The organism is Isoptericola dokdonensis DS-3 (assembly GCF_001636295.1).
Taxonomy (GTDB): Bacteria; Actinomycetota; Actinomycetes; order Actinomycetales; family Cellulomonadaceae; genus Isoptericola; species Isoptericola dokdonensis.
In genome coordinates, this window is record NZ_CP014209.1 from 1,433,859 (window position 1) to 1,454,472 (window position 20,614).

Annotated in this window: 13 protein-coding genes; 1 reads left to right on the top strand and 12 read right to left on the bottom strand. The window is 74.0% G+C overall.

Annotation, left to right across the window (positions count from 1 at the left end; all coding sequences use genetic code 11):
• Positions 1–9: 9 nt before the first annotated feature.
• The 11 genes from I598_RS06805 to I598_RS06855 all read right to left on the bottom strand — a co-directional run bounded on the left by I598_RS06805 (position 10) and on the right by I598_RS06855 (position 17,890).
• Positions 10–2,754 (bottom strand): hypothetical protein, encoded by a 2,745-nt coding sequence (locus I598_RS06805; protein ID WP_068202317.1) that lies wholly within the window; start codon positions 2,752–2,754, stop codon positions 10–12.
• Positions 2,751–5,543: an FtsX-like permease family protein gene (locus tag I598_RS06810; protein WP_068202318.1), complete on the bottom strand. Its 2,793-nt coding sequence runs from the start codon at positions 5,541–5,543 to the stop codon at positions 2,751–2,753. Before I598_RS06810 ends, I598_RS06805 begins: the two co-directional genes overlap by 4 nt.
• A 2-nt stretch (positions 5,544–5,545) precedes the next feature.
• Positions 5,546–7,366 carry an ABC transporter ATP-binding protein gene (locus I598_RS06815; protein ID WP_068202319.1) on the bottom strand — a complete coding sequence of 607 codons (1,821 nt, stop codon included), beginning with the start codon at positions 7,364–7,366 and terminating at the stop codon, positions 5,546–5,548.
• Positions 7,366–8,367, bottom strand: coding sequence for an ABC transporter permease (locus tag I598_RS06820; protein WP_068202320.1), 1,002 nt, complete (start codon positions 8,365–8,367; stop codon positions 7,366–7,368). Before I598_RS06820 ends, I598_RS06815 begins: the two co-directional genes overlap by 1 nt.
• A gap of 57 nt (positions 8,368–8,424) precedes the next feature.
• Positions 8,425–9,945 (bottom strand): ABC transporter permease, encoded by a 1,521-nt coding sequence (locus I598_RS06825; RefSeq protein WP_068202321.1) that lies wholly within the window; start codon positions 9,943–9,945, stop codon positions 8,425–8,427.
• 204 nt (positions 9,946–10,149) lie between these two features.
• On the bottom strand, positions 10,150–11,973 hold the full coding sequence (locus I598_RS06830; RefSeq protein WP_068202322.1) for an ABC transporter substrate-binding protein: 1,824 nt from the start codon (positions 11,971–11,973) through the stop codon (positions 10,150–10,152).
• A gap of 391 nt (positions 11,974–12,364) precedes the next feature.
• A complete protein-coding gene (locus tag I598_RS06835; RefSeq protein ID WP_068202323.1) occupies positions 12,365–13,204 on the bottom strand; it encodes an alpha/beta fold hydrolase in 840 nt (279 codons plus the stop codon).
• Between the two features lie 33 nt (positions 13,205–13,237).
• Positions 13,238–14,323, bottom strand: a complete 1,086-nt coding sequence (ychF, locus tag I598_RS06840) for a redox-regulated ATPase YchF (protein ID WP_068202324.1) — start codon at positions 14,321–14,323, stop codon at positions 13,238–13,240.
• A gap of 11 nt (positions 14,324–14,334) precedes the next feature.
• Positions 14,335–15,420, bottom strand: coding sequence for a GNAT family N-acetyltransferase (locus I598_RS06845; RefSeq protein WP_232314288.1), 1,086 nt, complete (start codon positions 15,418–15,420; stop codon positions 14,335–14,337).
• A 47-nt stretch (positions 15,421–15,467) separates the two neighbouring features.
• Positions 15,468–17,081, bottom strand: a complete 1,614-nt coding sequence (locus tag I598_RS06850; RefSeq protein ID WP_068202326.1) for a hypothetical protein — start codon at positions 17,079–17,081, stop codon at positions 15,468–15,470.
• Positions 17,057–17,890 (bottom strand): ABC transporter ATP-binding protein, encoded by an 834-nt coding sequence (locus I598_RS06855; protein WP_068202327.1) that lies wholly within the window; start codon positions 17,888–17,890, stop codon positions 17,057–17,059. The genes I598_RS06850 and I598_RS06855 overlap by 25 nt, the downstream gene beginning before the upstream one ends.
• Positions 17,891–17,972: 82 nt before the next feature.
• Here I598_RS06855 and I598_RS06860 point away from each other — a divergent pair, with 82 nt between their 5' ends.
• Complete coding sequence (locus tag I598_RS06860; RefSeq protein ID WP_068202328.1) at positions 17,973–19,538, top strand: DNA recombination protein RmuC; 1,566 nt, start codon at positions 17,973–17,975, stop codon at positions 19,536–19,538.
• Between the two features lie 13 nt (positions 19,539–19,551).
• On the opposite strand, the gene I598_RS06865 is transcribed toward I598_RS06860, so the two are convergent.
• Positions 19,552–20,589: a 4-hydroxy-3-methylbut-2-enyl diphosphate reductase gene (locus I598_RS06865; RefSeq protein ID WP_232314289.1), complete on the bottom strand. Its 1,038-nt coding sequence runs from the start codon at positions 20,587–20,589 to the stop codon at positions 19,552–19,554.
• Positions 20,590–20,614 lie beyond the last annotated feature (25 nt).

A 20,614-nucleotide genomic window follows, 5' to 3' on the forward strand; every position in this document is an offset into this window, starting at 1 on the left:
TCTCCTCCTTCAGTCCGTCCCGCCGCGCAGGTGATCGACCTCGCGGCGTCGTCCGAGCAGCCCGGTCACGGCCGCACCCGCGGCCACGACGACCAGCAGGCCGGCGCCCAGCGCGGCGAGCCACCAGGGGTCGGCCGCCAGGGTGGGGGCCGTGGCGGCCCCGGTGAGCGGGGTCAGGTCCACCATCGCCACGACGAGGGCGGGGACCGCCCAGGCCAGCACCGCGCCGGTCACCAGGGCGGCGCCGACCCAGGGCCCGACCTCCCACAGCACGAGGCCGCGCTCGGCGCCGCGCGGCAGGCCGAGGGTGCGCAGCACCGCGAGGAGCCGTGCCCGGGCCGGTCCTCCGAGCACGAGGGCGAGCACCACCGCGGCCGCGCTGAGCAGGGCGGACGCCACCACCGCGACGACGAACGCCGCCTGGAGCCCGGCGGCCGACGGCGTGGCGAGCAGCGCCCGCTCCCCCGCCAGCGGGTCGTCGACGACGGCGGTCGGCAGGAGCTCGGCGACCGCGGCGTCCACCTCGGTGCGGTCGGCGCCGGCGTCGAGACCGACGAGCGCCAGGCGCGCCGTCCCGTCACCCGTGCCGAGCAGCGCGGCGGCCGCCGCCTCGTCGGCCAGCAGCGCGGCGGACGTCGGCGGCAGGCCTGGCAACCGGTCGACGGTGTCCAGCACGTCCAGCGGCACCGGCGCGCCCGCGGCACCGGCGAGCGCACGGGTGGCGCCCACGTCGCCCGCGGCGACGACGGGCAGCCCGTCCCCGGCCGCGGAGAGCCGGTCGAGGTGCTCGGGAGCGCCGGGGACGTCCGTCTGCACCCGGGCGAGAGCATCGCCCGGGGTGAGGTAGAGGGTCACCTGGACGTCGCCCAGCAGCCAGCGGCCCGCGTCGCGCACGGTGGCGACGTCGTCCACGCCGTCCACGGCGGCGAGGACCGCGGCGGTGTCCGCGTCGACGACCGGGCCGGCGACCCGGACGTCGGCGCCGACCTCGCCCCACGCCTCGTGGGTGACGCCGGCGCGCACGGTCGAGGCCAGCACGACCGACGACGCGGCGGTCCCCACGGCGAGCACGAGCGCGACGGCGGGCACGAGCCCGCCCGCGGGGTCGCGGCGCACCCGGGCGGCGCCGAGGAACGGCACGAGGTCGCGCCGTCGTGCCAGGACCCGCTCGACGGCGTGCAGCACCGGCGGGACGGCGCGGACGGTCAGCAGCGCGGCGGTCAGGGACACGAGCAGCGGGGCCGCGACGAGCACGGGGTCGAGGCCGCGGCCGTCGGCGGCGCCGCTGACGACGCCCCGGTCGAGCGCGAGCCAGGTGGTCACCGCGGCCGCTGCCGCCACCGCGACCTCGCCCCCCAGCCGGGCACGCCGACGCCGCGCCGGGGCCGTCCCGAGGTCGCGGCGACGCTCCCGCAGGCCGGCGTCCCCGGCGGACAGCGCGAGCGCGACGGCGGGTGCGACGCCGCAGGCCAGCGCGGTGGCGACCTGCACCGCCGTCGGTGTCCCGGGCACCACCGCGAGGCCGGCGAGGAGCCCGAGCAGCGCTCCCGGGACGCCCACGACGAGGCCCTCGGCGGCGACGACGGAGCGCGCCCACGCCCCGGACGCCCCGCGGGCGCGGACGAGGGCGAGGGCGTGCCGCCGCTGGTCGACGACGAGCCGGGCGGCCAGGGCCAGCACCGCGACGAGGGCGCCCAGCGGCCCGACGGCGAGGACGGCGACGATCGCGTCGACTCCGCGCCGCTGCCCCAGGGTGGTGGCGAGCACCTCGACGAGGCCGGAGGAGGGCTCCAGCACGGCGGTGTCGGCCTCGACGACGGTCGACGTGGCGGCGGTGAACCCGCGCAGCTGGGCGAGCAGCTCCTCGGTGTCCGCCGCGGGCACGCCGGTGGCGTCGACGGCGTACCAGACGCGGGCGGAGGGGTCGTCGATCCAGCCTGCGAGGGTCCCCGGGTCCGCGAACACGGCACCGGTGACGATCCGCCCGACGTTCGGGTCGACCAGCATCTCGGGCGTCACGGCCAGCGGCCCGTGCTGCCAGTAGTCGGCGGTGGGGTCGACGGGCTCCCAGGTGCCGACGAGGCGCAGCGGTGGCAGCACCGGGTCGGCCGTCTCGTGGACGGACCCGACCGTCCAGCCGAGCTCGTCCGCGGCGGTCGTGGACATGGTGACCTCGATCGGTGCGACGGTGACGTCCACGACGCCGTCGGACCCGGGCAGCAGCAGGTTCGTGTCGGCGAGCACCGTGGTGGGCCGCGGCCACCGACCCTCGACCGTCACGACGCGATCGGCCGCCGTCGGTCCGGCGCGCAGCACCACGCCGGGGTCGGCGACGTCGTTGCTCTCGACGAGCGCGGTCTCGACGCGCGGCGAGCTGACGAGCAGGTCCGGCTCGCCCAGCACGCCGGCGAGCGGCTCCGGCTGGGCGGCGGCCAGGTCGCGCAGCCCGTCCAGGTAGGACTCCAGGTCCGGCTGCGGCGGCTCCAGCTCGTCCGGACCATCGGCGAGGTCGAGCCCGTGGTACGGCTCGAACAGTTCGCCGTACCCGGGGAACGACGTGCTCACGGACACGACATCACGGCTGACCGCCGACGTGGACGCGGTGGCCTGCGCGAGCTGGTCGGCGTGCATCGCGGCCACCGCGCGGGGGACGGCGGAGGTCACCCCGGCGGCCAGCAGCGCGACGACGCCGAGCGCGAGCGAGGCGGCCACCGCGGTGCGCAGGTGGCGGGCGACCAGGAGCAGCAGGCTCATCGCACCTCCGGACGGTAGTCGGTGTCGCGGGCCTGGGCCGCGACGACGGCGGCGACGGCCCCGGCGACCACGGCGGACCCGCCGACGGCGGCGAGGACGGCGACCAGGACGGGCCCCGGCAGGACGGCGACGGGGGCGGCCGTCCCCGGCACGACGCCCGCGACCAGGCCCGGCACGGCGAGCACCGCGACCACGCCCCCGGCGAGCAGCCCGGAGAGGGTCCCGGCAACGGCGACGACACCGAGCTCGAGCGCCCGCCCCGCCCCCTGCGCCCGCGGCGGCACGCCCAGCGCGCGCAGCACGACCACCTCGGCGCGGCGGCCCGCCGTCGTCGTGACGGCGACGGCGGCGAGCCCGAGCAGCGCGACGAGCACCGCGCCGGCGGCGACGACGAGGAACACGAGCCGCACCGGGGAGCCCGCGTCCGCCCCGGCGGCGTCGGCGACCGTCGTGACCGTCACTGTGCCGGGCTCCGGCGCTGCGGCCCGTGCCGTGGCCGCGGCGTCCTGCGCGAGCGCCGGGACGGCGTCCGGCGAGGTCGCGGCCACCCAGACCTCGCCCGGCCGGGGCAGGCCGGGGGCGGTGCGCAGCAGTGCCGCATCGAGGGTGCCGAGGTCGACGAGGACGGCGGCGGCACGGGACTGGCCGGGGACCTCGGCGACCGTGCCGACGACCTCCAGCGGCACCGCGGTGCCCGCCCACGTCACCTCGACGACGTCGCCGGCGGTGGCGTCCCACCGGGCTGCGGCCGCGTCGGTCACGAGGGCGGGGACGCCCGGGCCCGGGTCCGACGACCCGGCCACCAGGCGCGCCCACGACGGTGCGGGCGAGGTGAGGGTCGTGGTGAACCGCGGCACCCGTCCGTCGTCGAGGTCGTCGGCGGGCGCGGTACCGACCGGCGTCCAGCCGGCGTCGAGGTCGACGGGGACCTCCCCGGCCGCGGTCCGCGCGGTCAGGGCCTCCAGCCGGACGTCCACCCGGGTCGGCACGACGGCCGGGCCGAGGTCGAGGCCGACGGCGGCGAGCCGGGACCCGGCGGGCAGGTCCTCGACCGGCACGGACAGGCGGGTCCGCTCCCCCGCCGTGCCGAGCGCGGGCGAGCCCGCGTCGAGCACCGTCAGCGTGCCGTCGGGCGCGACGAGCCAGAGCGTGACGGCGACGGTCGGCGCGACGTCCGCGTCCTGCACCTCGGCGATCTCGGCGGCCGCGAGGTCCGGCGTGACGCTGCCGGCGAGGACGAGCTCGAGGCCGCTGGCGTCGTCGGGGAGCACCGGCGCGCCCGCGAACGGGTCGGTCCCGCGCAGGGGGTCCGCGATCGTCGCCGCGCCGGGAGTGCGCACGACGCCGGGGACGGCGTCCGCGGGCAGGGCGGTGGCCCCCACGTCCTCGCCCTGCACCGTCGCGTCGCCGACGAGTGCGGGTGCGGCCGCCGCGGCCCCGGGGAGGGCGGCGAACGCCGTCGCGTCGGGCGGCGGGGCCGACGGACCCAGCATGGCCCCGGCCGTGCCGGGCCCCGGCACGGCGACCCGCACGTCGGTGCCGACCGCCTGCACGGCGGCACCCTCGCGGGCCGCCTCCTCCGTCCCGGCGTACGCCCCGGCCAGGACCGCCGAACCGATGGCGAGCACGAGCAGCACGACCGGCACGACGGCGAGCCGCAGCCCGCGCGCCGTCCGCCGTGCCACGAGAACCCCCGTGAGGCGCGGGCCGCGCGCGGCGAGGGTGGCCCAGGCCCGGGTGGCCGGGCCGAGCAGCACGAGCACGGCCAGGCCGAGCGCGACGAGGGCGACCGCCGGGCCCGCGGCCGCCAGCGGGTCCGCCACGCCCTGCCCGCCGGGGACCGCCGGCGAGCCGAGGCTGCGCAGCCGCAGCAGGCCCAGCAGCGCGACCGCCGCCACGGCGACCACCGTGCCCGCGGTCGCCGCCTGCCGCAGCCGTCCCGACCGGTCCCGCGCACCGCGGGCGGCCACCGCACGGGCCTGCGCCGCGACGACCCCCGTGAGCACGGCGACGGCCGCGAGTGCCGTCACGGCCCCGGCGGCCACCGGCGGACCGGGCGTCCACGGGCCCCGGCCGGTGAGCAGCAGCGCGGCCAGCCCGGTCCCGAGCGCCGCCGCCGGCACGCCCACGACCACCGCCTCCACCGCCGCGGCCGCCACGAGGCGACGCGGGGACGCCCCCCGCGCGACGAGGATCTCGACCTCGTTCTCCCGCGCCCCCGCGAGCACCCGGCCGACCTGGGCCAGCGCGACGAGCGACACGAGGAGCAGCAGGGCCAGCGGGACGGTGACGACGGCGCGCGCCGCGCCGAGGGCGGCGAGCTCGACCGCCGCCCGCTCCCCCAGGTCACCGGTGACCGTGATCCCGCGGACGGCGACCGCGTCGTCCTGGCGCAGGGTGTCGCGCAGCGCGACGCTGCCCGCCGCGAGCCCCGCGAGGTCGTCCGGGACCAGCGCGGAGAGGTCAGGGGTCAGGGTCCACACCACGAACGGCGCGTCGCCCTCCGCGGCGGACTCGGTGCGCGCCACGCGCACGGGCGCGCCGCCGAAGAGGTCGTCGACGGCGGCGGTGAGGCCCGCCTCCTGGGCGGCGGGGTCGTCAGCGACCCGCGTCGTCACGACGAGGGCCGCCGGGTCGGTCCCACCCAGCGCCGCCCGGGCGGACGCCGTCGTCGTCGCGGTGAGCAGACCGAGGGCCGCCCCGCCCGTGGTCGCGACGACGACCACGAGCAGGGCGACCAGGGCGAGCAGCCCCCGGCGGGCGAGCGCGCGCCGCGCCGCGAGCGGCACCGTCAGCCGCCGTGGAAGGCGCCCGTCCCGAGGGGGTTGCCACCCTCGGAGCCGGGGACCTTGCGATCGGCCGGAGCCTCGTCGACGCGCAGCTCGACGACCTCGTCACCGAGCTCGGCGAGCAGCCGGTGCCGGTCCTCACGACGCTGCTTCTGCTGCCCGGGGTGCGGCACGGGCGCGGCGGCGAGCAGGCGGCGCGTGTAGTCCTGCCGCGGCTGGCGCAGCACCTCGTCGCGCGTGCCCTGCTCGACGATGCGACCGTTCTGCAGCACGACGACCCGGTGCGCCAGCATGTCGATGACCGCGAGGTCGTGGCTGACGAACAGGCAGGCGAACCCGAACTCCTGCTGGAGGCTGGTGAACATGTCCAGCACGGCGGCCTGCACGGACACGTCGAGCGCGGACGTCGGCTCGTCGGCGACCAGCAGCTCCGGCTCCAGCGTGAGCGCCCGCGCGATGGAGACGCGCTGGCGCTGACCGCCGGAGAGCTCGTGCGGGTAGCGGTTGTAGAACGAGCGGGGCAGCTCGACGGCGTCGAGCAGCTCCAGCACCCGCTTCTGCCGCGACTTCGCGTCGCCCACCTCGTGCACGACCAGGGGCTCGGCGATGGCCTCGCCCACCGGGAACCGGGGGTTGATCGAGGCGGCCGGGTCCTGGAACACGACGCCGATGCGGCGACGCAGCGCCTTGAGCTCCTTCTTGCTGAGCCGCGCGTAGTCCTGGTCGAGGATCCGCACGGCGCCGGACACGGCCGGGATGAGCCCGAGCGCGCACTTGCCGATCGTGGACTTGCCCGAGCCGGACTCGCCCACCAGGCCGACGATCTCGCCCGCGCCGACGGTGAACGACACGTCGTCCACGGCCCGGAAGGCCGGCTTGCCGAGGCGGTGGTACTCGATGACGAGGTTGTCGAGGGTGAGGGCAGGCACCCCGGCGTCGACGTTCTCCGACTCCACGGCCTTCGCGACCGCGGTGTCGTCCTGTCCGGTGCCCTCGCCGAGGCGCGGCACCGCGGCCAGCAGCCGCTTGGTGTACTCGTGCTGGGGGTCCGTGAGCACCTGCTCCGCCGTGCCCTGCTCGACGAGGTCACCCTTGTACATCACCGCGACGCGGTCGGCCATGTCGGCCACGACGCCCATGTTGTGGGTGATGAGCAGGATGCCGGTGTCGAGCTTGTCCTTGAGCGAGCGCAGCAGGTCGAGGATGTCGGCCTGCACGGTGACGTCGAGGGCCGTGGTGGGCTCGTCGGCGATGATCACCTTGGGGTCGCAGGAGATCGCCATGGCGATGACGACGCGCTGGCGCTGCCCCCCGGACAGCTCGTGCGGGTACTGCTTGAGACGCCGCTCCGGCTCCGGGATGCCGACCATGCGCAGCAGCTCGGCGGCGCGGGCGGTGGCCTGCTTGCCGTAGGCGAGCCCGTGCAGCTGGAGCGACTCGGTGAGCTGGTCACCGATGGTCAGCACCGGGTTGAGCGCCGTCATCGGCTCCTGGAACACCATGGCCACGTCGTTGCCGCGCAGCTTGCGCAGGCCGGACGGGTCGAGCTCCGTGACGATCTTGTCGCCCACGCGCACCGACCCGGAGACCCGCGCGTTGCCGGGCAGCAGACCGAGCGCCGTCGTCGAGGTCACGGACTTGCCGGACCCGGACTCGCCCACGAGGGCCACGACCTCGCCCGGGTGCACCTCCAGGGAGATGCCCTTGACGGCGTGGACGTCACCGAACTCGGTGCCGAACGTCACGCGCAGGTCGGTGAACTCCAGGACGGCGTCGCCCGGGGTGGTGGGCTCGGACGACGAGGTGATGTCGAGGGTGGTCATCAGCCCTTGCTCCTGTTCTGCCGCGGGTCGAACGCGTCGCGCAGCCCGTCGCCGATGAAGTTCACGCTCAGCGCGATGGCGAGGATCATCAGACCCGGCCACCAGAACAGCCAGGGTCGGGTGGTGAACGCCGTCTGGTACTGCGAGATGAGCAGGCCCAGCGAGGTGTCGGGCGGCTGCACGCCGAACCCGAGGAAGCTCAGGGACGTCTCCAGCAGGATCGCCGAGGAGATCGCCAGCGTGGCCGACACGATGATCGTGCCCACCGCGTTCGGCAGGATGTGCTTGAAGATGATCCGGCTGTTGCCGGTGCCGACCGCCGTGGCGGCGACGACGAAGTCGCGCTCGCGCAGGGACAGCACCTCGCCGCGCACGAGCCGGGCGAGCCCGGTCCACGTGACGATGCCCAGCATGAGGGTCAGGCCCCAGATGCCCCACGGGGTCGCGATCTTGCCGAGCACGGCCGCGAGGACCAGCAGCGGGATGACGATGAGCAGGTCGGTGAGCCGCATGAGCAGCGACTCGACGACGCCGCGGTAGAACCCGGCGACGGCGCCGATCACGGTGCCGATCACGGTCGAGAGCAGGCCGACGCCGAACGCGATGATGATCGACTTCTGCGTGCCGAGCATGACGAGGGCGAAGTAGTCCTTGCCGATCGTGTCCTGCCCGAACGGGTGCGCCCAGGTCGGGGCGCCGGTGCCGATCTTCTCGTACTGGGAGAACGGGTCCTTGTCCCACCAGCCGGGGATCGGGCCGATGCCGATCGACGTGAACGCGACGACGACGACCACGGCCAGCACGATCATCGCGACGATGGCGCCCCGGTGCCGGAAGAACCGGCGGCGGACGAGCTGGCCCTGGCTGTACGACTTCTCCTCGCCGGGCAGCGGGGCCGTGTCGAGGCCCGCGCCGACGCCGCCCTGGGCGTCGACCCCGGCCACCGACAGGATCGGCTGGTAGTCCTCCCCGTGCGGGTCGCTGTTCCTGATGTCACTCATGGTGGTCTCCCGCGGTGCGGATGGTCGTGGGGGTCACGGTGCGGTGGCTCACGGGGCTCACCGCCGGATCCGCGGGTCGAGGCCGGCGTACGCGAGGTCCGCGACCATGTTCATGACGATCGCGGCCGTACCGGTCACGAGGAAGAACGCCATGACGGGCGCCGGGTCGACGGCGTTGAGGGCGTCGGCGAACATCGCGCCCATGCCCTTCCAGCCGAAGACGCGCTCGGTGATGACCGCGCCGCCGATGAGGGCCGCGAAGTCGAACGCCACGATGGTGGTGATCGGGATGAGGGCGTTGCGGAACGCGTGCTTGGTGATCACGGCCCGCTCGGACAGGCCCTTGGACCGCGCGGTGCGCACGTAGTCCTGGTTCATCGTCTCGAGCATCGACGAGCGCGTGTACCGCGAGTAGGACGCGACGGAGACGAGCGTCAGCAGGATGGTGGGCAGGACGAGCTGCATGCCCGTGTCCAGCACCGACTCCCAGAAGTCACCGGTGAAGTTCGGGGTCTGCGAGCCGATCGTCGAGATCGGCCGCGACTTCAGCGCGAGGAAGCTCGACCAGTTCGCCACGAGGATGTCGAAGACGATCACCAGGGAGGTGATGACGCCGGTGACCCCGGCGACGAGCACCGCCTGCTTGCGGGCGTAGCCGCCCCAGGCGGCGCCGATGCCGATCGAGACGACGACGGCCACGGCGAACAGGCCGATGAGCACCCACCACGAGCTCGGCTCGAGCAGCAGGCCCGCGAACAGCAGGTAGCTGACGGTGCCGACCACCGCGGTGGTGAGCGCGCCGTAGAGCACCCGACGGTTGCCGAAGCCCGCGACGAGCGCGGTCATGAGCACGCCGGCGCCGAGCGACGTCAGCAGCACCATCCCGATGCCGAAGAAGGGGTTGCGGTACCAGTCGAAGATGTTCAGCACGTACAGCACGACCGCGACGAAGACGAAGACACCGGCACCGGTGGCGAGGCGACGCTTCCAGGTCCCGCCGAGGACCGCCGGGACGACGACCGCGAGCAGCAGCGCGATGCCCAGCACCATCGGTGGTTCCATGTCGCCGCTGGCGATCCAGTCGTTGAACCGGATGGCGCCGTACTCCTTGAGGAGCACCGCGGCCCAGAAGACGGGCAGCGAGAAGAAGAGGAAGGCCAGGAACGTCACCACGTAGTCGAAGCCCGAGTACTGGCGGATGGCCGTGAGGATGCCCAGCGAGATGCCGATGACGATCGCCAGCAGCGTGGCGAGGGTAACGAGGCGCAGGGTGGAGCCGGCCGCGGTGGCGGTCATGTCCAGCACGCTCTGGCCGTTGATGCTGGTGCCGAGGTCGCACGAGCCCGTGAAGCAGCCGCCCACACCCTTGAGCCAGTCCCAGTACCGCTCCCACCAGGGATCGTCGAGCCGCATGAGGTCGATGCGCGCCTGGATGAGCTGCTGCTTGTTCTCGGCGTTCGACTCGCGCAGATCCTTCAGGGGGTCGCCCGAGATCGTCACGAGCCAGTACAGGAGCATCGACGCGAGCCACAGGACGAGGACGGAGACGCCGAGCCGTCGGAGGATGAACTTGAGCACGGGGTGCCTCTTCACAGGCGGCGAGATGGTCGCCGCCGATCAACCGGGAGGGACAGGGTCAGCACACTGTACGGCGGGGGACGACGTGCGGATGACACGGCCCCGGGGCGCCTGGGTGTGCGGGGGGACGCCACCTGTGCGGTGGCAGAACCGTGGGGCAGGGGGCGCGGCCCCCTGCCCCACGGCAGGTGTTACCTCAGACCGTCAGGAGGCGCGGGCCCACTGCTCGGCGTTCCACACGATGCCCGACTGGGCGGCGGTGTCACGCACGTTGGTCAGGTCCGAGCTGTAGGCACCGACGCCCGGGTGGGCGAACAGCGGGATGCCGAACAGCGTGTCCCAGAGCTGCTTCTCGATGATCTTCGTCTGCTCGGTGTGGACGGCCTCGTCCACCGTCGAGGCGAGGGTGTCCCAGGCCGCGTCGACGGTCTCGTCCGAGTAGCCGCCGTAGTTCTGCGGCTGGCCCGTGGCGTAGATGTTCTGGCCCGAGGCGATCTGGCCGGAGCCGGCCCACGCGAACAGCGCGACCTCGTAGTCACCGTTCGGCAGGTCCTTGTCGAAGAACTCCGGCGAGCCGGTGTCGACGACGTTGAACCCGACCTGGTCGCACGACGCCTTGATCGCGGCGACCTCGTCGGCACGACGCGGGTTCGGGGCGGAGTAGCCGATGCGGAGCTCCGTGCCCTCCTCCAGGCCGGCGGCGGCGAACTTCTCCTTGGCGAGGTCGAGGTCGACCTCGTCGTAGCGGCCGTCGTACGACGCCGAGACGACGTCCTCGTACGAGTCCTGGAAGGGGAAGACCTCACGGGCGTTCATGACGACCGCGGCCTCGTCGATCGGCTTGATCAGGTCGTCGACGATCTTCTGACGCGGGACGCAGTAGGCGAACGCCTCACGGGCCTCGAGCGAGTCGGAGAAGATGCCGTTGTTGAAGTTGAAGTCCAGGTGCTCCCAGGTGAGCGTCTGGCCCGTGGTGACGGTGACCGCCGAGCCGAGCTGCTCGAGCTGGGCGACGGTGTCGACCGTGGCCTGCGGCTCGATGACGTTGAGGTCACCGTTCTGCAGCGCCTGCACGTGGGTGTCCGCGGCGGCGAAGCGGAACGTGACGTCCTGCGTCGCGGCCGGAGCGCCCCAGAAGTTCTCGTTGGCGGTCAGCGTGATGGACTGACCGGCGACCCAGCCGTCCGGCTTGAAGCCGTAGGCGGCCGACGACGGCGTGAGGGCGGGGTCGCCCAGCTCGCCGGCGGTCATGAGCCAGCCGGTGTTCCAGAACTCGGCGGCCGGCTCCAGGACCGACATGTCGAGCTCCTGGATCGCGGTGACGAGCTCGTCGGTGGTGACACCGATCTGCTCGGCCACGACGTGGGCGGGGAGCGGGGAGCCGATGAGGATCTTCCAGTCGGCGTACACGCGCTCGTAGTCGTACTGGAACGACTTGGCCTCCGCGGAGTCCGCGACGGGGCCCTCGGGGACGTAGTCACCCAGCGTCAGACCGGAGACGTGGTTGAACAGCGGGGTCTCCGAGGCGTCCTCGGTGACCGCACCGTCGGAGGTGATGGCCTGGGTGGCCCAGTCGAGGAGGAAGTCCGCGTAGGAGACGGGGGTGCCGTCCGACCAGGCGGCGTCGTCGGCGACCGTGTAGGCGACCTGCAGCGGGTCCTCGGAGACGGCCTCGTAGGTGCCGAACGCGTCGTCCGTGCAGATGGTGCCGTCGACGCCGAAGTACCAGAACCCACCGAGGATGCGCTCGGTGACGGCGCTGTTGTAGGTCGAGTACGTCTCGGGGGTGTTGGTGTTGTAGCCGAGGAACTCGTCCTCACCGACCGAGTACTTGACCTCGCCCTCGGCGGTCTCCGTGGTGCCCGTGTCCACCTTGCAGGGGTCGGACGGGGTCTCCGCGGCAGCGGTCTCGCCGGCGGTGGTGGTCTCCTCCGCCTCGGGCTCAGCAGCCGGGCTGGAGCACGCCGACAGCAGCAGCGCGCCGGCCGCGACGGCCGCGAAGGCTGCGCCTGAACGCCTGATCTTCACTGGGTTCCTCCTCAGGGGAAGGGCCCCCCGTCGACGCTGCCCGTCACCCGGGTGCGGGAGACGAACGTCACCGCAGGGAGGTCCGTGGTGTTGGACACACGCTACCCATCGCCCGGGCCGACAAATTGCCTGAGACCCCGATCACGTTTGATTGTTATCGATCTGAGACTGGTGGGTAGCATGTGGCGCGATTTGGGCGGTTGCGCCGAAACTCAGGGGAAACACCGGTTCCCGCACCATCACTCGACCCCCCCTCTATTCGCGTTATATATCGCGAGGAATAGTGCACCGAGGGGATTACCGGAGCGGTCGCGCGCAATTCGTGGCGCACTCATCGTCCGCCACGGGCTCCGCGCCCGCCAGTGCAGCGAGAGGAACCGTCCCACGCCCGTCAGCGGCGCCGGTTCCTCGCCTCAGCAGGCTCACGCGGCACGGCGTCGACCAGCCAGGCACGCAGCACCTCGACCCACAGGTCGAACACATCGAGGTGCGCGTCATGACTGCCGCCGACGAGATCGACCCGGTCCGTGGCCGGGCGACGACGGATCAGCTCGTCCTTGTCACCCGCGGAGAACATGCCGTCCGCAGCGAAGACGGCGAGGGTCGGGACCTCGACCGCCGCCCACTCGGCCCACCGCGGCACGTGGACCGCTGCGATCGTGCGTTCCATGACGTCGGCGTCGAAGCACGGACGAAGCCCGTCGGCCGTGACCTCGAGGTCGTCGACCCAGGCGCCCACGACCGCGTCGTGCCCGAGGTGCGCCCGCGCCGCGGCCCGGTCGACGAACGGCGTCGGCCAGGAGGCGAAGAACCGCCCGAGCCTCGCCGCCTCGTCCGGGTCGGCGCTTCCCGCGACGTGCCCCTCGAGCATCACCAGACGCTCGACGAGGTCCGGGCGTGCGGCTGCCGTGAGGAACGCCGTGTGCGCGCCCATCGACTGCCCGACGAGCGTGCAGCGCTCCCCCGGCAGGCATTGCTCCAGGACGGCGACGACGTCGCCGACGAACGCCTCGCGGGACAGATCGGTCGGACGTCGGGTGCTCCCACCATGGCCCCGCTGGTCCATCAGGAGGACCCGGAAGGATTCCCGGAGCGCGTCGGCCGTGGGCAGCAGCTCGCGCGAGCTGCCCGCGAGCCCGTGCAGGAGGAGCAGCGGTGGGCCATCACCGCCACGATCGGTGACCGCGACCGACACGTCACCCCGGGTGACCACCCGGGTCCCGTCGGTCATGCGGTCCGCAGCGGTGCGATCGCGCGCACCACGTCAGACGTTGAAGCGGAACTCGACGACGTCGCCGTCGCGCATGACGTAGTCCTTGCCCTCGATGCGGGCCTTGCCGGCCGCCTTGACGGCCGCCACGGACCCGGCCTCGACGAGGTCGTCGAACGAGATGACCTCGGCCTTGATGAAGCCCCGCTCGAAGTCGGTGTGGATGACGCCCGCGGCCTGCGGCGCGGTCCAGCCCTTGCGGATCGTCCACGCCCGGGCCTCCTTCGGCCCGGCCGTGAGGTACGTCTGCAGGCCGAGGGTGTCGAACCCGACGCCCGCGAGCTGGTCGAGCCCGGACTCGGCCTGGCCGGTCTCGGCGAGCATCTCGGCGGCCTCGTCGGGCTCCAGCTCGACGAGCTCGGCCTCGAACTTCGCGTCGAGGAAGATCGCGTGCGCCGGGGCGACCAGCTCGCGCAGGCGCTCCTGCATCCCCGCGTCCGCGAGACCCGCGTCGTCGGTGTTGAAGACGTAGATGAACGGCTTGGCGGTCATGAGCTGGAGCGAGGCGATCTCGGCGAGGTCGAGGCCCGCGGCGGCGGCGCCCTGGAAGAGGGTCGCGCCCTCCTCGAGGATGCGCTGCGCCTGCTGGGCGGCGGCGAACAGGACCGGGTCGCCCTTCTTGATCTTGACCTCCTTCTCCATCCGCGGCAGCGCCTTCTCCAGCGTCTGGAGGTCGGCGAGGATCAGCTCGGTGGAGATGGTCTCGATGTCGCCCGACGCGTCGACGGACCCCTCGACCCGCACGACGTCGCCGTCGTCGAAGGCCCGGGTGACCTGGCAGATCGCGTCCGCCTCGCGGATGTTCGCGAGGAACTTGTTGCCCAGGCCCTCGCCCTCGCTGGCGCCCTTGACGATGCCCGCGATGTCGACGAACGACACCGTGGCCGGCAGCACCCGCTCCGAGGAGAAGATCTCCGCCAGCGTGCCGAGGCGAGCGTCGGGCAGCGGGACGACGCCGACGTTCGGCTCGATCGTCGCGAACGGGTAGTTCGCGGCGAGCACGGAGTTGCGGGTCAGCGCGTTGAACAGGGTGGACTTGCCGACGTTGGGCAGGCCGACGATGCCGATAGTGAGAGCCACGTCGGACGAGTCTACGCGTCGGGCGTCTCGCCGCCGTGCTCGGCGACGACGACGTCCCGGTGCCAGGACTCGGTGGTGTACTTCGTGCGCCAGCCGAGGTGCACGTACAGCGACTCGGCACCGGTCGGGCTGTCCGCGTCCACCTCGAGGCCCACGCGGTTGCGGCCCCGCGCCGCGGCGTCCGCGACGACGGCGTGCAGCATCGCGGTGGCCACCCCACGCCCGCGCGCCACCGGGGTGGCGCCCAGGTAGTCGACGTAGGTGCCCTCGACCCCCGAGGCGTCCGGCGACGAGACCGTGGCGACGAGCGCGCCCGCCGCGACGGGCTCGCCGTCACCCTCCGCGGTGTCGGTCTCGTCGACGAAGGCGAGCCACCAGTGGTTCCAGCGGTGGCCCGGGTCCTCGCGCAGCCGCTGGACGAACTCGGGGAAGCTCTCCAGGTAGGAGTTGAAGTGGTCGCGGAACGCCTCCTCCAGCACCCGGTGGACGGTGTTGAGCTCCTCCGCGACGGGCACGCCGTTGTCGTGGTGGGCGACCTGGCGCACGGTCACGCCCGGCTTCGGGGCGGGCAGCGCGCCGGGTTCCGCCTCGTCGGGCGTGACCGGGCGGGACATCTGCCACCACGTGCGGGCGCGCTCGAACCCGGCCGCGGTCAGCCAGGCCCGGTGCACGTCGTCGCCCGCGAACGCTCCCGCGTCGAGCTGGGTCACCGGCTGCTCGCGCAGCCGCGCGAAGTCCACGGCGGCCTCGGTGAGCCAGGCGTAGCACCAGGCCGCGACGACGTCCTGGACCTCACGGGGCAGGGTGCGGTCGACCTCGACGCCGATGACGGCGCGGCCCGCGGCCCGGTCGTGGGCGTGCGCCCAGGCACGGATCACGCCGTCCGCGTCCTTGAGCACCGTCTGACGACGCGTCCACGACATCTGGCCGGCCACCTCGGCCTCGACCGTCGCCGTGTCGAAGCCCGCGGACCCCGTGAAAGGCTCGGCCTGCCGACCTCTGAGCTCCCCCAGCCGGGGTACGTCGGCGAGCTCGGGGACCACCGCCGTCCAGCGCGCGGGCAGGGTCTCGGACAGGCCGTCGTTCGCGGGGATCACGGGCACATTCTGTCAGGGTGCTGCGACACGCCCGAGCGCGGGGGCCGTCAGGAGAACGCCGTGACCTGCGCGAGCAGCTCGGGCAGACGCCGCTCATACGTGCGCGCACCGACCCGGACGCCGACCACCAGCACCACCACCGCCGTCGCCAGCCCGACCGCGAGCGCCACCGCGCCGAGCGGGGCGCTCGGCAGCAGCAGCGCCGGCAGCCCGACCGCGAGGGTGGGGACCATGAGGGCGGTCGTGGCGAGGAACGCGACCCCCTGGGCGAGCATCGTCGCCATGGCGGCGCCCTGCACCGTCTTGAAGGCGCTCTCCCCCGGCTTCGGGACGGGATACACCAGGCGCGTGGACACCGCGCTCGACACGCCGAGCGCCGCGCCGAGGACACCGAGGGTCAGGCCGAGCATCGCGGGCAGGTCGGCCCAGCGACCCGCGACCGCCACCCCGGCGACGGCGAGCCCCACGACCAGCGGCACGCCGAGGACGACGACCGGCACGACACGGCCCCACCGGTCGGCGCGGCCCGAGGTCCCGGTGGCGACGTGCAGCGCGAAGGCCGTGTTGTCGTACCCGACGTCGTTCGACAGCCCGAACCCGAGGACGAAGGCCGCCAGCGGCGCGACGAGCAGCAGCAGTCCGGCGCCCGCGCCGCTGGACACCCCCAGCACCACCACGACGAGCGGCATGAGCGGGACCAGCGCCAGCGACGCGGCGTACCGCGGGTCGCGCAGCCAGTAGGTGGCGCAGCGTGCGATCACGGCCCCCGTGGGGGTCGCGGGCACGCGGGCGAACCAGCCGAGCCCGCGGGTCCGGCCGGCATCACGGCCGCCGCCCCGGGGGGTGACGAGCGTCCGTGCGAGGGCCCGGTCCCACACCACCACGGCCAGGACCAGGGTGGCGACGACGACGAGGACCTGGGCGGCCAGGCGTCCCCACGCGCCGTCGTGCACCGCTCCGGCCCACGCCCAGGGCGCGCCGAACGGCGTCCAGGCGACGACCGACGCGGCGGCACCCACGGCGTCCTCCGTGCCCTCCCCGCCGTCGAGCGTGACCGTGGTCCCGCTGCTCCCGGCCGTCACGGAGGACAACCACGCGAAGAACGGGCCGATCGCCAGCAGCGGCACGATCGCCGCCACCATGAGCACCTCGCGGTAGCGGCGCGAGTCGAGCAGCGGGGCGCACAGCGTGGTGATCGCGCGGGAGCCGACGACGCACAGCGCGAGCGCCGCGACCGCGCCGAGCAGGGCGGCGACCAGCGCCAGGACGTCGGTGCTCCAGGCGAGCGCCGACCCGAGGGCGGCCAGCGCCGTCACGGCGGCGGGGACGGACACGAGCCCGGCGACCGCGAGCCCGGTCAGCAGCGTGCGGCGCGGGATCGCGAAGGTCGTGAACCGCATCGGGTCCAGGGTGGAGTCGAGCCCGAACGCGAAGAGCGGCACGACCCACCAGCCCAGCACGACCAGCGCACCGACGAGCGTCAGCGCGTCACCGGTCAGTCCGGGGTCGGTGCGGCCTCCGACGATCGCGGCACCGACGAGCACGGTGACGACCGACAGGCCGTAGAGGACGGCGACCGCCAGGCCGATGGTCTGCCACACGCTGCGCCGCAGCGTGTTGCCCAGCAGGGTGAGCCTCAGTCGGACGAGGTGCGCAACCACTCGAGCCCTCCCGCCTGCCTGCGGCCCCCGACGAGCTCGACGAACCGGTCCTCCAGCGTCTGGTCGCCGCGCACCTGGTCCACCGTCCCGGTGTCGAGCACGTGGCCGCCGGCGATGATCGCGACGTGCGAGCACATCCGCTGGACGAGGTCCATGACGTGGCTGGACACGACCACGGTCCCGCCGTCGTCGACGTACCGGCGCAGGATGTCGCGGATGTTCGCGGCGCTGACCGGGTCGACGGCCTCGAACGGCTCGTCGAGCACGAGCACGCGCGGGGCGTGGATCATCGCGCAGGCCAGGGAGACCTTCTTGGTCATGCCGGCCGAGTAGTCCACGACGACGGTGTCGCGGTCGCCGGTGAGGTCCATCGCGGCGAGGAGGTCCTCGGTGCGGGCGGCGACGGTGGCCCGGTCCAGGCCGTGCAGCAGCCCGGCGTAGGTGAGGAGCTGGGCGCCGGTGAGCCGGTCGAAGAGACGCAGCCCGTCGGGCAGGATGCCGAGCCGGGGCTTGGCGACGCCGGGCTCGGCCCACAGGTCCGTGCCGAGCACGTGGGCGGTGCCGAAGTCGGGGCGCAGCAGGCCCGTCGCCATCGACAGGGTCGTGGTCTTGCCCGCCCCGTTGGGACCGACGAGCCCGAAGAACGACCCGGAGGGGACGTCCAGGTCGACCCCGGCGACCGCGATCTTGTCGCCGAACCGGCGCCACAGCCCGCGCAGGCTGAGCGCCGCGGCCGGGTCGGGCGGCGGCGGGACGGTGGGCTCGGGGCGGGGGCCGGGGGCCGGCTCCGGGACGGCAGGTGCGCTCACCCCGTCACCGTAGCGGCCCGGGGCGGACCTGCGACGGGGCGCCTCACCGGCCGTGTCGGTCCCCCGTGACAGCCTGTGCCCCATGGAGACGACGACCGCTCTGCTCATCGCGTTCGGCACCCTCGTGGCCGGCGGGGTGATCGGCTGGCTCTGGCACGCGCTGCGCACGGCGGGGGCGCACCGGTCCCAGGAGATGGAGGCCGTCCGTGCCCGCACCGAGCTGGACGCCGCCCGGCGGGAGGCCGCGGCGCTGCGCGAGCAGGTCGAGGCGACGCGCGAGGACGGCGAGCTCCGGCTGGAGCGCGCGGCCGACGACGCCGAGCGGCGGCTCGCGGCCGCCCGCCAGGAGGCCGACCACCGCCTCGCCGAGGTCCGCGCGGAGGCCGAGCGTCAGCTCGCCGCGGTCAAGGGCGACCAGGAGCGCGCCGCGCAGCAGTTCCGCGCCCTGGCGGGAGAGGTCCTCACCTCCAGCAACCAGCAGTTCCTCGAGCTCGCCGAGCAGCGCCTCCAGGCGAGCACGGTGAAGAACGACGAGACGCTCGCCCAGCGCGAGCAGGCGTTCCGTGCGCTGCTCGACCCGATGAGCAAGACCCTCGACCAGGTGAACCGTCGCGTGGACGACGCCGAGAAGGCGCGCCGGGAGGGGCACAGCACCCTGACCGAGCACCTGCGCCACCTGCAGTCGGTCAACACCGAGCTCCGCACGGGCACGAACGACCTCGTCGCCGCGCTCCGGTCGAACCAGACGCGCGGCGTGTGGGGCGAGCTCCAGCTCCGCCGCGTGGTCGAGGCCGCCGGGATGCTGGACCACGTCGACTTCGACGTGCAGGTGCACCGCACCGACGCCGAGGGGGGCTCCCTCGTCCCCGACCTGGTCGTCAACGTCGCGGGCGGCAAGAACGTCGTCGTCGACTCCAAGGTGCCGCTGACGGCCTACCTGCGGGCCCAGTCCACGCACGCTCCCGACGAGGCCGACAAGGAGCTCGACGCGCACGCCAAGGACCTCCTCAAGCACGTCGACGTGCTGGCGGGCAAGGCGTACTGGTCGCAGTTCGACGCCGCCCCGGAGTTCGTCGTGCTGTTCGTCCCGGCCGAGCCGATCCTGTCCGCGGCCGTCGAGCGGCGACCGGACCTCCTGGAGTACGCCATCCGCAAGCGCGTCGTGGTGGCGACCCCCATGACGCTCGTCGCGATGCTGAAGACGGTCGCCTACGCGTGGCAGCAGGACGCCGTCGCGGAGGACGCCCAGAAGGTGCTCCAGACGGGCAAGGAGCTCTACGGCCGCCTGGTCACCATGACGGCGAAGATCACCAAGCTGGGCCGCTCGATGACCCGGGCGACGACCGACTACAACGAGTTCGTCGCCACCCTGGAGACGCGCGTCGTGCCGTCCGCGCGCCGGATGGTCGAGCTCAAGGTCGCCGACGCGACGACCCCGCTCGAACCGCTCAAGGCCGTCGAGGCGACGACCCGCCCGATCGTGCGCCCCGAGCTGCTCGCCGGAGCCGAGGGGGCCGTCGTCGACCTGGGAGACGTCGCGGTGACCACCGACCGCACCTCGGTCGAGGCGCTGGTCGAGGCCGACCGTGCCGCCCTGGAGCGCAGCACCGAGGACGACGACAGCGCGTCGAGCGCCGCCGCCGGCTGACGGGCCGACGGGCTCAGACCGGCCGGATCGGCAGGGTCCGGCGCTCGGCGGGCCGGGGGCGGTCGTCCCCGCCGCCGGTCCGGCTCAGGCCCGTGCGCAGCTCGCGCGGCAGCGAGAACATGAGGTCCTCGGTGGCGGTGCGGACCTCCTCGGGCTCCCCGAACCCGCGGTCGGCGAGCAGGCGCAGCACGTCCTCGACGAGGATCTCCGGCACCGACGCCCCGGACGTCACACCGACCGTCGCGGCCCCGGCGAGCCAGGCGTCCTCGACGTCCGCGGCGCGGTCCACCCGGTGCGCGGCGCGGGCGCCGGCCTGCAGCGCCACCTCCACCAGCCGCACCGAGTTCGACGAGTTCGCGGACCCCACGACGATCACCAGGTCGCACTCGGGCGCCAGCTTCTTCACGGCGACCTGCCGGTTCTGGGTGGCGTAGCAGATGTCGTCGCTCGGCGGGTCGGCCAGCAGCGGGAAGCGCTCGCGCAGCCGCCGTACCGTCTCCATCGTCTCGTCCACCGACAGCGTGGTCTGCGAGACCCACACGACCCGGGCCGGGTCGCGGACCTCCACCCGGTCGGCCTCGTCCGGGGAGCCCACCACCTGCACGTGCGCGGGCGCCTCCCCCGCGGTCCCCTCCACCTCCTCGTGACCGTGGTGGCCGATGAGCAGGATGTCGACGTCGTCGCGGGCGAACCGCTGGACCTCCTTGTGCACCTTCGTCACCAGCGGGCACGTCGCGTCGATCGTGTCGAGGTCCCGGGCGACGGCGGCGTCACGCACCGCGGGCGAGACGCCGTGCGCGGAGAACACCAGGCGTGCGCCGCGCGGCACCTCGTCCGTCTCCTCGACGAACACCGCGCCCCGCTCGCGCAACGTCTCCACGACGTGCTTGTTGTGGACGATCTCCTTGCGCACGTAGACGGGAGCGCCGTACGCCTCGAGCGCCTTCTCGACGGCGACGACGGCGCGGTCGACGCCGGCGCAGTAGCCGCGGGGCGCGGCCAGCAGCACCCGCCTGGCGCGGTCCGTCCCGGCCGGAAGCGTGTCGGTCACGCTGCCAGTGTAGGAGCGCGTCGGC